Source organism: Mesobacillus maritimus (assembly GCF_023715205.1).
GTDB classification, from domain to species: Bacteria; Bacillota; Bacilli; order Bacillales; family Cytobacillaceae; genus Mesobacillus_B; species Mesobacillus_B maritimus_C.
In genome coordinates this window covers 118,655-134,445 of record NZ_JAMBNR010000006.1, presented here as the reverse complement: position 1 = coordinate 134,445, position 15,791 = coordinate 118,655, and the positions used below count along the sequence as shown (strand labels likewise).

Here is a 15,791-nt window from a genome sequence, read left to right as displayed (position 1 = left end):
CTGTTTTGTCTTCAAAAAGTTATTTAAGTAACTCGACCAATAATGCTTTCTGCGCATGAAGTCGATTTCCCGCTTGATGAAATACAACAGAATTTAAACCATCGATGACGTCTGCAGAAACTTCCTCACCGCGATGTGCTGGCAAACAATGCATAAAAAGATAATCGGATTTTGCATGATGAACAAGTGCTGCATTTACTTGGTAGCCATTAAAATCATTTAACCGTTGTTCATTCTCTTCCTCTTGCCCCATACTCGTCCATACATCAGCATATACAACATCCGCTTGACTGACAGCTTCAACAGGATTTTCTGTCACTGTAATCGTCGCTCCCGTTTCCTTCGCTAAAACCTTACACTCAGCTACTAGCTGTTCCTTCGGCCAATAGGCTTTAGGGGCGGCAATTGAAAAGTCCATCCCCAGTTTCGCACAAATTACCATCAATGAATTTGACACGTTATTGCCATCACCTACATAAGCCATCTTTAATCCCTGCAAACTGCCTTTTTTCTCTTTAATTGTAAGAATATCAGCAAGGGCCTGACATGGATGAGCTAAGTCAGTTAATCCATTAATAACAGGAACACTTGCATGTTGTGCAAGTTCCTCTACCCTGTTATGTCCATGGGTTCGGATCATAATGGCATCGACATACTGAGATAATACTTGAGCAGTATCTGAGATTGGTTCACCTCGGCCTAACTGTGAATCCTGACTATTCATATAAATTGCATTTCCTCCAAGTTGGAGCATTCCAGCCTCAAAGGACATACGGGTTCGTGTAGAACTTTTTTCAAATATCATCGCCAAGGTTTTACCCGCAAGAGGTTGATATTCCGGACCTTTTGATTTCAATTCTTCCGCTTTCTCAATTAACAATTTAATTTCTTCAGACGAAAACGCGGATACAGTTAAAAAATGTTTTCCCTTAAGTTGTGGTTCAACTGTTGCTTGCTGCGATTGACTCATTTTAGCGCCACGTCCTTTTCTATATAATTTAGCCATTCTCCCATTGGCTTTACATTCCACTCGGTTGATTTGTTTCCTTCAAGATAGGCTTTAAATGTTTCTTGTTGGGTGAAAATAAGCTTTCGTTGGCGAATGGCCCAATTCCGAAGTGTAAAATCATCTGAACTATTTCCTAAACAGTAAACTCCGATAACCTTTTCCATATTGTTTAGTTCGCCACTGTATTCAACCAAATTGAACCCAGCTTCGTTTGCCTCCTGAATCACTGCTGAATCACAATCCGTATAAACGATACAGTTGCCTCGATCTTTTGCCGAAATGGAAGAAAAGTATTTCTTTAATGCTTCTTGTATCGTTGCTCCAATGCTGATTCCTTCGCCAGTTGACATCATTTGTGGTCCCGTTTTCATATCGAGACCTGCTAACGCGAAATTAGAAAAAACTGGATACTTCAAACAAACATATGGATTTAATTCTTTACTCAATTTAGGGAATTCATCTTTCGACAATTTATATTTCCCAAGCAATATTTTTGTCGCTTGATTGACTAAAGGAACTCCAGTAACCTTGCTCACAATTGGCATCGTTCGACTTGAACGAGGATTTACTTCTAAAATATACACATCTTGGTTGGAAATAATATACTGGATATTCATTAATCCCTTATACTTGGTAGCTTTAATAATCTGTGAAGCATACTGAAGGATTTTCTGGTTAACTTCAGCAGATAAGTTTTGAGCAGGGATCATAGATAAACTATCTCCCGAATGAACACCTGTCTTTTCAATATGTTCCATAATCGCTGGAACAATTATATACTCTCCATCAGCAGCAAGATCAATTTCAGCCTCACTCGCGGCCATAAACTGGTCGATCAATACTGGGTATTGAATGATTGAACCTGATAAATGGTTCGACAATTCCTCTTCATTTTCAATAATTATCATATCTTGACCACCAATTACATACGAAGGACGAATTAGTACAGGATATCCAATTGTTTTAGACGCTGCAATTAATTCCTGCTCATTATCCGCAATTAATCCTTTTACACGTGGAATGTTAAGGCGGTCAAGTAATGCATAGAACTTATCCCGATCCTCGAATAAATCGATCAAATCAGAGCTAGTTCCAAGCAAATGGACTCCATGTTCCTCTAGGCCATTTGCTAAATTTAATGCTGTTTGGCCACCTAGTTGAACAATAACGTCCGTGATTCCTTCCATTTCAATGACATCAAGAATTTCTTCGAGACATAGCGGTTCAAAATACAACCTGTCGGATAGAGTAAAATCCGTACTCACTGTTTCGGGATTGTTGTTAATCATAATGGTTTCGATATTCTCTTCTTTTAGAGCTAGAACACCGTGGACGGAACAATAGTCAAACTCGACTCCTTGACCGATGCGAATTGGACCACTGCCGACAATTAATACCTTTTGTTTTTCTGTTTTGGGCGCCTCATTTTCCCCATAATAACAAGAGTAAAAATAATTCGAGCTAGACTCAAATTCTGCAGCACAGGTATCAACCATTTTGTAACTTGGAGTAACTGTAAGCTCTCTTCTTAGGTTTCGAATATCTGCTTCAGTCATTCCCCAAGCAGTGGCGAGAAACTGATCACTCATTCCTTTTTCTTTAAATGAAGCTAATTGTTGTGCTGTTACCTGACCACTTGATAACTCTTTAATTTCCGTTTCGACTTTTACAATTAATTCCAATTTATTAAGGAAGAACAAGTCAATTTTCGTTTCGATATGAATCTGTTCTTTGCTTTCTCCACGGCGCAATAATTCTAAGATGACAAAGAGCCGTTCATCCGACTGCTCTAGTAGCATTTTCTTTAACTCTTCAACAGATTTCTCTGTTAAAGCTGTTAAACTCAAATCTGTATTCTTTCCATCAAGTGAGCGTACCGCCTTAATTAATGCACGTTCAAAATTACGATCAATTCCCATTGCTTCCCCAGTCGCTTTCATCTGGGTCCCTAGACGTCGATTAATTGCAGGGAATTTATCAAATGGCCATTTAGGGATTTTAACCACAACGTAGTCTAGTGCTGGTTCATAGCTTGCAAACGTATTTCCCGTTACCGGGTTTTTAATTTCTGATAACAAATACCCCACTGCGAGTTTCGCTGCCATTCTAGCAATTGGATAACCTGTTGCTTTCGACGCCAAAGCTGACGAACGGCTAACACGGGGATTTACTTCAATTAAATAGTAATTTTTGCTCTCTGGGTCAAGTGCAAATTGAATATTGCAGCCACCGACAATCCCTAGCGCTGAAATGATTTTTACAGCTGCAGACCTAAGCATCTGATATTCTCGGTCTGTTAAAGTTTGCGAAGGGGCAACAACAATCGAGTCACCTGTATGAATACCAACAGGATCAAAATTCTCCATGTTGCAAACCGCGATACAGGTACCATTAGCATCCCGCATCATTTCATATTCAACTTCCTTATATCCTGCAATACTCTTCTCAACCAAACATTGGTGGATTGGGCTTTCATTAAGACCACCGCTTATAAGGTTCTTCAGTTCTGCCTCAGAGGATGCAATTCCCCCGCCTGTTCCGCCAAGTGTATAAGCAGGTCGAACGATTACGGGATATCCAATCTCATTTGCAAAGGATAAAGCCTCGTTGACGCTGTGAACGACTTCACTTTCAGGGACAGGCTCGCCCAGTTCGTACATCAGACTCCGAAAGGCATCGCGATCTTCTCCTTGTTTAATGGAAGCAATTGATGTTCCTAAAACTTTTAAGTCATATTTCTCAATAATTCCATGTTCGTTTAGTTGAAACGCCATATTTAAACCAGCCTGACCTCCTAAAGTGGCGAGGAGGCCATCCGGTTTTTCTTTTTGAATGATTTTTTCAACATTTTCTACAGTCATTGGCTCAAAGTAAATGGCGTCAGCAAATTCAGGATCCGTCATAACTGTGGCTGGATTATTATTTAGCAAGATAACCCGATAACCTTCTTCCTTTAAGGCAATACATGCTTGAGTTCCTGCGTAATCGAATTCAGCCGCTTGACCGATGATAATCGGCCCTGAGCCAATAACTAAGATGGATTCAATACTCTTATCTTTAGGCATAATTGACTACTCTCCGCTTCGTTGTTTGAACTAGATTGATGAATTCCTCAAAAATAAAGCTACTGTCTCCCGGTCCAGGGTGTGCCTCCGGATGGAATTGCACTGTTACTAATGGAAGGCTTTGATGTGAAAGCCCTTCAACTGAACCATCATTACAATTAAGAAATCGCGCTTTTAAACCTGCTTGTTGGATACTTTTTTCATCTACTACATAACTATGGTTTTGTGAAGACATAAACACCTTACCTGAAGTGTGGTCGCAAACAGGTTGATTCGCTCCACGGTGACCAAAAAGCATTTTTTTAGTATTCCCTCCAAGAGCTAGCGCTGCTAACTGATGCCCTAAACAGATTCCCAAGGTAGGATATTGTTCAATGACCTTTTTAATAGTTGGAAGAATGGTTATTAAATCTTTGGGATCTCCTGGACCATTGGACAGAAGAACACCGTCAGGTTGAAGGGCTTGGATATATTCAAAAGGACTATCAAAAGGAACAACTGTGACTTTACAATCTTGTTGCAACAAGGAATCTAAGATAGACTTTTTATAACCAAAATCATAAAGGACAATATGTTTATTTCCATTTCCATAACTTTTTGCCTCTGGAATTGAAACCTGCTTTACCTTTAATTCACTCTCTAACGCGAACTCTCCTTCAACACTCTCATTTTCAGAAAGAATTGCTGGCATTGACCCGTGCTGGCGGATTTTTTTCACAACCGCTCGTGTATCGACATGGGCTAACAAAGGGATATCCCACTTCTTTAAATACTCTCCTAGGCTAAGTTCAGATTCGTAATGAAATCCATTCATGTCTGCCTCATACACAACAACCGCAGCTGGCTGAGGTTTCTTGCTTTCAGCATCTAATTTATTGATGCCGTAATTTCCAATCAATGGATAAGTAAACACTACAATCTGTCCCTTATAGGAAGGATCCGTTAAGACCTCTTGGTAACCTGTCATTCCGGTAAAAAAGACAACTTCGCCTTTAATTTCTTTACTTGGTTTTTCACCGAACCATGAGCCTTTATAGGTCATTCCTTCACTTAAATGCAAATATCCGTCCATAATTCACCTCATCTAATATGAATAATTATTTGATAATATAAATAATTATTCAGTTGATTTCAAAATTATACAGCTATACAGCTGCTGAAGGTACATTTGATAATGATTTTAAAAGTAATTCGACTGCCTTATCGACCTCGTTTTTTTCAACGTTAAGAGGCGGAAGCAATCGAATAACGTTTTTACCTGCAGGTAACGCAAGGAATTCGTTTAAACGGAGTTCCCCTAAAACCTCGGCTACTTGACCAGAAATCTCGATTCCAATCATTAAACCTAGTCCTCTGATGTCTTTCACGATTTCCAAATGTCCTAGTTTCGCTTCAAGTTGTGTAAACAGATACTGCCCTGTATTGACAGCTTCATTTAGAAAAGTTTCAGAGAATACAATTTTCATTGTTGCTAATGCAGCCGATAACGCCACTGGATTTCCGCCAAAGGTCGAACCATGACTTCCAGGTCCAAAAGCATCCTTAAGTTTGCCCGAACCAACCACAGCCCCAATTGGAAAACCACTTCCAAGCCCTTTTGCCACCGTAATGATGTCAGGAACGATTGGATAATGTTGAAATGCAAATGGCTTACCAGTACGACCAATACCTGTTTGGATTTCGTCAACAATCAATAAAGCACCCTTCTCTTCGCATGCTTTTTTGATTGTCGCTATAAACTCGGCCTCGACAACGTTAATTCCACCTTCTCCTTGGACGATTTCCAACACAATCGCAGCTGTCTGATCATCTATTTCTGCTAATAATGCAGCTGAATCATTAAAAGGCAAATGTACAAAAGTTTCCAACATGGGGCCAAAACCTTGCTTAATTTTGTCCTGCCCAGTTGCAGCCATTGAACCAAATGTCCGCCCATGAAAAGAATTCGTGAAGGAAATAATTTTTGAACGGTTAGTTGCTTTTCTTGCTAATTTTATGGCTGCTTCATTAGCCTCTGCACCACTATTAGCGAAAAATACCAGATCCAATCCAGAAGCAACGGCTAATTGTTTTGCTGCTTGTTCTTGAATGGATTGCGGAAAAAGATTGGATACATGCCAATATTTTTTCATTTGTTTTAAAACTGCATCCTCTACTTCAGGATGACAATGCCCTAAATTACAAACTCCGATTCCAGATGTGAAATCCAGGTAGTTCTTCCCATCAACTGCTTTTATATATGATCCTTTAGCGCTCTCAGGTTCTACTTCCCAGCGCCCATATGTTGGAAATAAGTGACTCATCCTACTACCCCCGCTTTATTTGTAATCGCGGTTCCTTCCCATCCACCTTGATGGTAAAAAGCCTTTTTACCGGAAACAATCATCACTTGATTCATTCCTTCAGTGAGTACAGAAAGTGCTGATTCTACTTTGGGAATCATTCCGCCGTAAATATGTCCTGCTTCAATAAATTCATGGATTTCACTAGCTGTTGTTTGCTTAACAACTTCTCCATTGATTAAAATGCCATCAACATTTGTGACAAATAGGCACCGCTCAGCTTTAATGGCGCTCGCCACCGCTGCAGCCGCATAATCTGCATTAATATTTAATCTATATCCATCTCTAGAAGCCCCTATCGGAGTAATGACTGGGATTAAGTCTGATTCAATCATTTTAAATAAGAGAGCTTTATTGACATAAGTAACTCGACCAACAAGTCCTAATGCTTCTTTATTGATATAATCGGCAACTAGACATTTTCCATCGCTCCCATTAACTCCAATCGCATTTAAGTTATTCTTTTCTAAGAGCCTAACAAGTTGCCGATTGGTTTTCCCAGAAAGAACCATTTCAACGATTTCCATCGTCTCTCCGTTTGTTACCCGGAGCCCGTTATGAAACTTTGAATCTATTTGATGTAGGTCTAACATTGCATTAATCGCAGGTCCCCCACCATGTACGATTACCGGGGAATAACCATCCTTTTTCAATGAATGAATGGCCTCAAAAAAATTAGGTGATAATTCATCAAGGACACTTCCACCGCATTTTATGACTACTGCTTTCATTTATTCTCCTCCTATGTCCGGTAGCTTGCATTGATTTTGACATAGTCATAACTTAGGTCACAGCCCCATGCTTTTCCTGTACCTTCCCCTACATTAAGGTTAACTGTAATCACGATCGTGTCTTTTTCTAGATAACTTTTAGCTTCCTCTTCTGAGTATACAAGCGGTGTACTTGCTTTTAGCATTTCTAATCCACCAAGCTTAACATCAACTTTATTGGGATTAACAAATACTTCTGCCTGCCCTACCGCTCCAATAATCCTTCCCCAGTTAGCATCTGCACCATATATTGCTGTTTTTACAAGATTTGATCCTACAATTTGTTTGGCAACGGCTCTAGCTTCATCATCGGATAAGGCACCTAATACCTCCACCTCAACCAACTTTGTAGCCCCTTCTCCGTCTCTTGCAATTTGTTTAGCAAGGCTTTCACAGTTCGCTTTTAAAAGTTGAACAAACGTTTGCCATTCAGAGTGTTCAGGTGTTAATGGTTCATTCCCAGCTTCGCCATTTGCCAGTACAATGACCATATCGTTTGTAGATGTATCACCATCCACAGTAATCTGGTTGAATGTAACATCTGTTATTTCCTTTAAAGCACAGTTTAAATTTTCTGGAGATATATTTGCATCTGTGGTTAAGAAGCCTAGCATTGTTGCCATATTTGGATGGATCATTCCTGAACCCTTTGCAGCGCCTCCCATATAAACGGTCTTGCCATCTATTTCTCCAGTGTAACAACTGCTCTTCATTACAGTATCTGTCGTTAGAATCGCTGTCTGGAATTCCTCAGCTTTATTTAATTCCTTACCAATCTTAATTGATCCAATACCGTTAGCGATTTTATCCATTTGAAGGTATTCACCAATAACCCCTGTGGACGCAACCGCAATATGATGCTCAGCTATATTAAATGCGTTTGACGTTAAGCTTCTCATTTTATATGCATCTGCTAAGCCTCTTTCACCTGTACAGGCATTGGCGCAAGCACTATTTACAATAACCGCTTGAATTTTTCCTTCTTTAGCAATACTATCCTTCGTCACAATAATTGGAGCCGCTTGAAAATGACTAGTTGTGTAGACTGCTGCACAGCTAGCGGGCGTCTCACTTAATATAATCCCTATATCTAGCTTGCTATATCTTAGGCCGGCATGAACCCCACCAGCATAAAAACCTTTTGGGCTTAATACTCCACCTGTGTCTACTTTTCTTACAATCTCTTTCTCTGTCAATGCCTGTTTCATCGCGTCCTCCTTAAGGATAGATTGGGATAAAATTCAGTCCCGCTTTCTCATCCAATCCGTTCATAATATTCGCATTTTGCACCGCTTGCCCAGCAGCACCCTTCATTAAATTATCAATGACGGAAACAATGGTTAATCTTCCCGTTCGTTGATCTAAATCAATTCCAATATCACAGAAATTAGAGCCAGCAACCTCTTTCACAGAAGGAAACTGTCCTTGTTTTCGGATCCTCACAAAAGGCTGGTTTCGGTAGTTTTCATGATAAAGTTCCAACAACTCAGCCGTATTCATATCTTGGTTTAGTTGAACATAGGCCGTTATCATTATTCCCCTCGTAATCGGAATCAAATGTGTACTAAAGGTCACAGGTTGAATGGATTCATCCCAGAACTTCAATTGTTGCTCAATTTCAGGAATATGCTGGTGTTGATTTACTTTATAAATCCGAAAATTATCATTCATTTCAGCAAATGCACTTGTTTTCGTAAGCGATTTGCCTGCTCCCGAAACTCCCGACTTCCCATCGATAATGATTCCCTTCGGATCAATTATCCCAGCTGAAGCTACAGGACCAAGACCAAGCAATGTAGCCGTTGGATAACATCCTGGATTGGCTAGAAGTTTTGCCTTTTGAATCGACTCTTTGTTCCACTCACTAAGCCCATAAACTGCTTTTGATAGCGTCTGTTTCTGAACAGAATCACGTTTATACCATTTCTCATATTCACTAGGCTCTTTCATTCGAAGATCGCCTGACAAGTCAATCACCTGTATATCCTTCTCAATGAATGCCTCAGCCAATTTACCTGAAACACCGGATGGAGTGGCTAGAAAAACCAAATCAGCCTCTTCCCCAATAATGTCAGGGTTTACTGGTTTCAATGAATCTTCAAAAATACTTTCCAGATGAGGGAATTCTTCTGTAATGGGCATTTCATCTCTCGTTGAATGAATGGAGTGAATTTGGAAGAAAGGATGGTTATGTAAAATCCTAATCAATTCGCCTCCACCATATCCTGTTGTGCCGATAACTGCTACCTTCACTTTACTCCTCCTTTCATCGTCCAATGTATAAATAAACATATATACTTATATTTATTAATTTTAGTTCTTTTTATTATAAGAATTCCTTCTCCGAAACGCAACCAATTTTGAAAAATTCGGCAAACTTTTTATAAAAAATATCCCTCCTTTTCAGAGTGCCAGCCTTATAATTGAAGGTATGAAGCCTGTTTTTAGGAACAGAATAACAGGAAATACAAGATAGGCTGATTGATTATCATTTTTTGAGATGAATTATCGTAATAAGCTTCGATTAGCGGTTTTTAATGGAGAAAAGTCAATAAGTTGTATAAAAAAAATACAGCCATAATTGGCTGTATCACTCTGCTTATACAATTTTCCTACGATTAAGAAATAGCAATCAGAATAATGATGAAAAACAGGGTTGCGTTGACAATTTCGTATACTCCTAGTTTCATCATTCCAAGAGAACGACCGTAAAAGTAAATGGACCGGACTAAACTTGGTACGAAAGCTATGGCAATAATCCACTTCCCAAGTAAAAGCCATATAATCGGAATGAGTAAATGAAAAATCCACGAAATATATTTATAACGAATATTCTTTTTTTCACGAACCATTGTTTTAACGTAAAAAGTACTACCAAGAAAAAATAGAACCGAAGCTAGGAAGACTAACCACGTTTCACCATTTATAGTTGAATGTGCGAGGTAACTACTTGCTAAACCCGCAATCCCAAAACAAGTAATGGCACTTATATCATTGATTAAAGCCCGATCGTTCTTCTTGCTTGAAAAATAAGCATTCACAGCAAAGAAAGGAATCATTCCCAGACCAAAAAAGATTATGGATGGAGTTCTAACTAACGGAAAGGTAAGGAAACATAGAGCTGGTATTAAATAAAGAATGGTCCATTTTCGATAATAAGGAATGTTTTTCTTCTTAAAAAGAAAAAGCATTGGATATGTTGCCAAATATAACAAAAGCCAGCCTATAAAAAACGGGATATGTTGCCAAACAACATCTGATGCGGCAGCCCCGAGCCAAAATGGAATGATGAGCATTGCCCAAGCACCATGCTGTTTTGGTAGAAACAACTTCAATTTCGTCACTCCCTTTCATTTCTATTCACACTATAAATCACATAGGAATATTACTAAGTGAAACTTATCACATTTAAGATGTTCAATCCTTCATCTTCACGAATATGTCATAAAGTTAAAATTTGTATTAAGGATCATTCATTATAAGGAATGAATACAAGACAAGTTTAACAGGAGTATACTCTTACAAAAAAAGACACCCATAAGGATGCCTTCGTACTAAGTAACGTTTTTGTAAGAGTTCTTTTAAATAGGCTGTTTTCGTAACATTTGTTGTTAAAATCTTAAAGCCGATTTTAACGCAGAATCAGGCATTTTGTGTGTTCGTACTTTGTTTGCTTGCGCTTTTCTCCTAATCTAAATAGTCTTTTCCAGTGAAAATAAAGTGATTTCTCATTATTTCATCTCGAAAAGCAACAAAGTTTGAGAAAAGAGCCTTTATATATAAATGTGGCTTCATTAAATAGCGAATATGGCTTGAAAACGCTAGGCCTAATAGAAATGAAAAAACTATGATTACATGTACTTGTGAAAGGAAGGAAATATTATTAATTACACTCATATCCGGTTGTAATTGAATAAGACTTTTTCCCCAAACATATAGCTGCGCAGTTTCTTGATAAAAATGAGTGACCACCAATCCGGTTAACATACCTAAAACGAATAACCATTTTAAGGAACCTGTGAGGATTCGATCACCAGTTGATCTTTTACTTCCGGTACCATTAGCTTCCAATTGCCATATTAAAGACATTCCTACAACTGCTACCACGGAGTAGGGAAAAACAATCCATAAAAGAATTTGATCTATTTCCATCCATTTCACCTCTAGTACTTATTAAAATAGGTTTGTTTAACCTATTTCATTTTAACTAGTTATGCGGATAGGCACAGTGAGAAAAGTCGCCGAAGTGTCCAAATTAAGAAATTTCCTTTACAAATTTAAGTCCCTAGAACTGTCACCTGACGTACTTATTGGTGAGCTAACCTGTGCATGGGTGTATGAAAAGGGCACCTACCGGGCTTATTGGTGACCTAGCTGTTGCCTTCAGATGTGATGGTAGATTTAAGATGATTGACAACCCATCTATAGAAGTCCTCTTTATCATTAAAAAAGGGCTGCTTCATGTCCTTTTGCAAATCGTTCCTACAATTGGAATCGATACAATAAACAGCCTGTATAGAATTTAGTTCATTCAATAAGTGTTTATCCCGATCATTGCGGAGTAGAACTGCTTTTGGGTATTTTTCCTGTTTATGACCTTCTATAAGGATCAAGTCAGGGGTTAAAGCATTGGCTAAAAGGATCTGCGCTTCTAAGGACCAACTAGTTTGTTCAGCCTGGAGAAGGATCCTGCCCTCTCCTTCAATGATTGAACCAAGGGCCCCGGCATTAACATGACGACCCGAATCTTTCTTTTCAACAATATCAGGCTTCCCACCATGCCCATGGTGTTTAATAGTGACAATTTTAAACCCATCACTGGATAGACGTTGTATGACTTCATACATTGTGGTTGTTTTGCCGCTATTTTGATAACCTACCAGTTGGAAAATAGGCGCCCTTACCACGGCCAATCACAACCAACATGATCCTCTAGCATAAGGACTTCTACATCCATGCCCTTTTCAAACCCCCTTGTACCTCCAGGAAGAATCATTAATGAATTTGCTCCTGCTAAACTCATGATAATATTCGATTTATCTAAGCCACTTGGAGTTACCACAAGCTTCCCTTCCTTAATAGTTAGTGCACTTCGCACAAATCTTGTAAAAGGATTAGCTTTGGGGAAATCAGCATTTAAAACCGCTATTTCTTTTCGCAAATGAGGCGTTTCAGATAAAAGCATCGTTTTTATTATCGGTCTTGTAAACAATTCAAATCCCACATAACAAGCTGAAGGGTTGCCTGACAGGCCAAATAATAGTTTTCCATCAAGGTGTGCAACTGTCGTCACACTCCCTGGCCTCATCGCTACCTTATTAAATAAAACTTTCGCCCCAAGCTTTTCATAGATTTGTGGCAAATAATCAAAATCTCCAACTGATACGCCACCAGTCGTTATGAAAAGATCCACTTCTTTAACCGCTTTTGAAACAGCCTCAAAACACGTATCAAAATCATCAGCTAATTGTCCAAAATAGCGAACTTCCGCCCCTGCTCTTTGAATCTGCGCCGAAATCATGTAGGAATTACTATTTCGAATTTTACCTGGCTCAAGTGGTTCATCTACCTCTAGCAGCTCTGTTCCTGTCGCATAAAGACCTACAACCGGCTTCCTAGCAACTGGTACCTTAGCATAGCCAAATGTTGCTAACATCGCTTGAATACCAGGGTTAATAAATGTTCCTCTTTTTACTAGTACTTCCCCTTCTTTCGCATCCTCACCGCGGAAAGAAACATTTTCACCTTGCTTATGTATTTTCTTTATACTCATATAATTTTTATTGCTGTCTTGACTCTCTTTTGCAAGTTCTAACATTACGACAGCATCAGCACCTACAGGCATTTGTGCTCCGGTCATAATTCTAACAGCCTGAAAAGGGCCTAATTCTTTATCTGTTAACATACCTGCCCCTATATGATCAATTACCTCAAACTTTACTGGCGTTGCCTGAGAAGCAGATTGGGTATCCACCGACCGAATTGCATATCCATCATATGGAGCGCGATCAAAATGGGGAACATCGCTTGTCGCCTTCAAGTCTTCAGATAAAAACCGACCATAACTTTCATTTATAGAAACCCATTCGGTAGTTCCATTTAATTTATATTGCATAACTCTTTTTACTGCTTCACCTATTTGGATTGGTGTTCTTTTCTCTAACATCGTTTTGTTCAGCTCCTAATGTCTAGGCATTTTTTTTTGCTTATTTCCATTATAAAGATAAATGATAACCTGCGACTTTGACAAATATCACAAATCAACTAATACCAACCATTATATTCCTCTGAAAAAAGTTCTCAATGTGTGATTCATATCACCTACTAATAAAACCATTTCCTTTATGATGAACTTGTAAACAATAATTGGTGACCTTTTAAGGAGGAATAAAAATGAAACTTCCATTCAATGAAAATACATTAGTTCGTGACATCGTAAACGTATTCCCAAAATCAAGCGATATCTTCAAGAAAAATCGAATCGATTTTTGCTGTGGAGGAAGCATTCCTTTAACAGAAGCAGCTTCTGAAAAATCGGTCAACGTAGAAAATCTAATGGCTGAACTAGGAGAACTTTTTCAGCAAAATGCCAATTCTGCTGAAGATATGGAATTCTGGACACAAACTGAATCCGTAAAACTTGTAAAGCATATTCAAGATCAATATCACCGAACTCTTGAAGAAGAGCTAAAATTAATGAGCCCTTACGTAACAAAAGTCGCTCGCGTCCACGGAGCAAACCACCCAGAATTGATCAAAATGCATGACTTATTTTACGAATTGAAAAAAGAACTTTTGGAGCATACAGCTAAAGAAGATGCAACTGTATTCCCAGCACTTCTTTCTCTAGATGATCCTAATACTCCTAACCGCGAAGAAATTCTAAAAGAAATTCGCGAGTTAGAAAAAGAACACGATCACGCAGGAGCGATTTTAAAGGAGTTACGTGAGATCACATCCGATTTTACTCCTCCAATCGATGCTTGCGGTACTTATCGTTTAGTTTACAAGCGCCTAGAGATGCTCGAAGAACATACTTTTATGCATGTTCATTTAGAGAATAATATTTTATTCCCTCGTTATTTTGAAACTGCCACTGTTTAAACAAGGAAAGGAGGACCCTCGTAGCCATACGAGGGTTTTCTTTATCTCCAATTCTATTAATAATGTTGGAGATTAAAGAAGGATCGATCCTCTTGTTACGAGAATCAATCCTTACCATTAACCACCAATATATGACATTTCGATTTTCTTACGGTTTGCAATGGTTTCAGCAGTCCGTTCGTCTGAATAACGATCCGAGCGACCATTCCAAATTCCAATCACACGTTGAGCTATTTCTTCATCGCTTGCTCCCGCTCTCATAAAATCACGTAGATCATGACCATTCCCATTAAACAAACATGTAAAAATTTGACCATTGGCTGAAAGTCGAGATCTTGTGCAACTTGAACAGAAAGACTCAGAAACAGAAGAAATAAATCCTACATGTACATCTGTTCCTTTATAACGATATCTTTTTGCCACTTCACCAAAATACGCAGCTCCAGTATGCTCAAGTTCGTAATTTCCCTTAAGCATTTCATAAATTTCCTTTTTCGTAATCACATCGTCCATTTTCCAACCGTTCGTGCTTCCCACATCCATATACTCAATAAACCGAAGTTCTAGTCCTTCATTCTTGCAGAATTCAGCCATTGGAAGGATTTCTGTATCATTTAGGCCTTTTTTTACGACCATGTTGATTTTCACGCCCAAACCTGCTTCTTGAGCTGCCTTAATCCCTTTTAAAACAGGTTTTGTAGCGACACCACGCCCGTTAATTTGTCCGAATAATTCATCCTTAAGTGTATCTAGACTGATATTCACCCGTTTCAACCCTGCTTCTTTTAATGGGACAGCAAGTTTTGGAAGCATTACTCCATTCGTTGTTAACGCAATATCTGATAAGCCATCGATTACCGATAACTTTTCCACTAATATAGGAAGGTCTTTTCTTAACAGCGGCTCTCCACCAGTTAACCTGAGTTTCTCTACTCCCAATCCAACAAAAATCCTTGCAATCCGCTCGATTTCCTCATAGGAAAGAAGTTCAGATTTTGGAAGAAAGGCAAAGTCCGGTCCATATATTTCTGCGGGCATGCAATATGTGCAGCGAAAGTTACAACGATCGATAACCGAAATCCTTAAATCACGTAGAGGTCGATTCAATTTGTCTTTCACGATTTGTTTATCCATTTATATCAACTCCATTAATGAAGTTTTGCTATTATTCTTGTAGGAAAATAACAAACTACGATACTGATTCCTATTCGTTCTTTTCTCCATACAGTACCATTAATCTGACGATAACGGAAAAAAACATTGTCTCTTCATAGTATCATTGAACCATAAAAACTACAATCATAGTGAAAATCACAAAAAATGTCATTAGGTTGTCATAAGTTGTCATAAGTTGTCACCGTACCTGATTAGCTAGTTAACATTTTTACAGAAGTGTGAACAAATTCACTGCAAAATCGTGACGATTTTTCAACAAGTGCGGTAGAACACGGTTTTTACACTATTGGAATGTTATTATTAGGAACAAGAAAGATAAACGACA

13 protein-coding genes are annotated in these 15,791 nt (G+C 38.7%); 1 reads left to right on the top strand and 12 read right to left on the bottom strand.

Going from position 1 to position 15,791, the window contains the following annotated elements; all coding sequences use genetic code 11:
- Positions 1 to 19: 19 nt before the first annotated feature.
- The 11 genes from argF to M3182_RS10330 all read right to left on the bottom strand — a co-directional run bounded on the left by argF (position 20) and on the right by M3182_RS10330 (position 13,352).
- On the bottom strand, positions 20 to 970 hold the full coding sequence (gene argF / locus M3182_RS10380; RefSeq protein WP_251558121.1) for an ornithine carbamoyltransferase: 951 nt from the start codon (positions 968 to 970) through the stop codon (positions 20 to 22).
- Positions 967 to 4,074, bottom strand: a complete 3,108-nt coding sequence (gene carB, locus M3182_RS10375; protein WP_251557999.1) for a carbamoyl-phosphate synthase (glutamine-hydrolyzing) large subunit — start codon at positions 4,072 to 4,074, stop codon at positions 967 to 969. The genes argF and carB overlap by 4 nt, the downstream gene beginning before the upstream one ends.
- A complete protein-coding gene (locus tag M3182_RS10370) occupies positions 4,067 to 5,146 on the bottom strand; it encodes a carbamoyl phosphate synthase small subunit (RefSeq protein WP_251557997.1) in 1,080 nt (359 codons plus the stop codon). The genes carB and M3182_RS10370 overlap by 8 nt, the downstream gene beginning before the upstream one ends.
- Positions 5,147 to 5,219: 73 nt before the next feature.
- Positions 5,220 to 6,377 carry an acetylornithine transaminase gene (argD, locus tag M3182_RS10365; RefSeq protein WP_251557995.1) on the bottom strand — a complete coding sequence of 386 codons (1,158 nt, stop codon included), beginning with the start codon at positions 6,375 to 6,377 and terminating at the stop codon, positions 5,220 to 5,222.
- The gene (gene argB, locus M3182_RS10360) at positions 6,374 to 7,147 is read right to left on the bottom strand and encodes an acetylglutamate kinase (RefSeq protein WP_251425194.1); all 774 of its coding nucleotides are present in this window, start codon (positions 7,145 to 7,147) and stop codon (positions 6,374 to 6,376) included. Before argB ends, argD begins: the two co-directional genes overlap by 4 nt.
- Positions 7,148 to 7,158: 11 nt before the next feature.
- Entirely contained in the window at positions 7,159 to 8,394 is a 1,236-nt protein-coding gene (gene argJ / locus M3182_RS10355) for a bifunctional ornithine acetyltransferase/N-acetylglutamate synthase (RefSeq protein WP_251425191.1), read from the bottom strand.
- 10 nt (positions 8,395 to 8,404) lie between these two features.
- Positions 8,405 to 9,439 (bottom strand): N-acetyl-gamma-glutamyl-phosphate reductase, encoded by a 1,035-nt coding sequence (argC, locus tag M3182_RS10350; RefSeq protein WP_251557993.1) that lies wholly within the window; start codon positions 9,437 to 9,439, stop codon positions 8,405 to 8,407.
- Between the two features lie 365 nt (positions 9,440 to 9,804).
- Positions 9,805 to 10,530 (bottom strand): YwiC-like family protein, encoded by a 726-nt coding sequence (locus M3182_RS10345; protein ID WP_432806700.1) that lies wholly within the window; start codon positions 10,528 to 10,530, stop codon positions 9,805 to 9,807.
- A 343-nt stretch (positions 10,531 to 10,873) separates the two neighbouring features.
- Positions 10,874 to 11,338 carry a respiratory nitrate reductase subunit gamma gene (locus M3182_RS10340; RefSeq protein ID WP_251557989.1) on the bottom strand — a complete coding sequence of 155 codons (465 nt, stop codon included), beginning with the start codon at positions 11,336 to 11,338 and terminating at the stop codon, positions 10,874 to 10,876.
- A 218-nt stretch (positions 11,339 to 11,556) separates the two neighbouring features.
- On the bottom strand, positions 11,557 to 12,093 hold the full coding sequence (gene mobB / locus M3182_RS10335) for a molybdopterin-guanine dinucleotide biosynthesis protein B (protein WP_251426172.1): 537 nt from the start codon (positions 12,091 to 12,093) through the stop codon (positions 11,557 to 11,559).
- A complete protein-coding gene (locus M3182_RS10330) occupies positions 12,087 to 13,352 on the bottom strand; it encodes a molybdopterin molybdotransferase MoeA (protein WP_251557987.1) in 1,266 nt (421 codons plus the stop codon). The genes mobB and M3182_RS10330 overlap by 7 nt, the downstream gene beginning before the upstream one ends.
- A 227-nt stretch (positions 13,353 to 13,579) precedes the next feature.
- Between M3182_RS10330 and ric the strand changes: the two genes are divergently transcribed.
- Positions 13,580 to 14,290 carry an iron-sulfur cluster repair di-iron protein gene (gene ric / locus M3182_RS10325; RefSeq protein WP_251557985.1) on the top strand — a complete coding sequence of 237 codons (711 nt, stop codon included), beginning with the start codon at positions 13,580 to 13,582 and terminating at the stop codon, positions 14,288 to 14,290.
- Between the two features lie 117 nt (positions 14,291 to 14,407).
- Here ric and moaA read toward each other — a convergent pair whose 3' ends face one another.
- A complete protein-coding gene (gene moaA / locus M3182_RS10320; RefSeq protein ID WP_251557983.1) occupies positions 14,408 to 15,424 on the bottom strand; it encodes a GTP 3',8-cyclase MoaA in 1,017 nt (338 codons plus the stop codon).
- Positions 15,425 to 15,791 lie beyond the last annotated feature (367 nt).

Coding starts and splice junctions, on each gene's coding strand:
- M3182_RS10330 (WP_251557987.1), bottom strand. CDS start 13,352: ATGTTAGAGAAAAGAACACCAATCCAAATAGGTGAAGCAGTAAAAAGA.
- ric (WP_251557985.1), top strand. CDS start 13,580: ATGAAACTTCCATTCAATGAAAATACATTAGTTCGTGACATCGTAAAC.
- argJ (WP_251425191.1), bottom strand. CDS start 8,394: ATGAAACAGGCATTGACAGAGAAAGAGATTGTAAGAAAAGTAGACACA.
- M3182_RS10340 (WP_251557989.1), bottom strand. CDS start 11,338: ATGGAAATAGATCAAATTCTTTTATGGATTGTTTTTCCCTACTCCGTG.
- moaA (WP_251557983.1), bottom strand. CDS start 15,424: ATGGATAAACAAATCGTGAAAGACAAATTGAATCGACCTCTACGTGAT.
- argB (WP_251425194.1), bottom strand. CDS start 7,147: ATGAAAGCAGTAGTCATAAAATGCGGTGGAAGTGTCCTTGATGAATTA.
- argF (WP_251558121.1), bottom strand. CDS start 970: ATGAGTCAATCGCAGCAAGCAACAGTTGAACCACAACTTAAGGGAAAA.
- argD (WP_251557995.1), bottom strand. CDS start 6,377: ATGAGTCACTTATTTCCAACATATGGGCGCTGGGAAGTAGAACCTGAG.
- carB (WP_251557999.1), bottom strand. CDS start 4,074: ATGCCTAAAGATAAGAGTATTGAATCCATCTTAGTTATTGGCTCAGGG.
- M3182_RS10370 (WP_251557997.1), bottom strand. CDS start 5,146: ATGGACGGATATTTGCATTTAAGTGAAGGAATGACCTATAAAGGCTCA.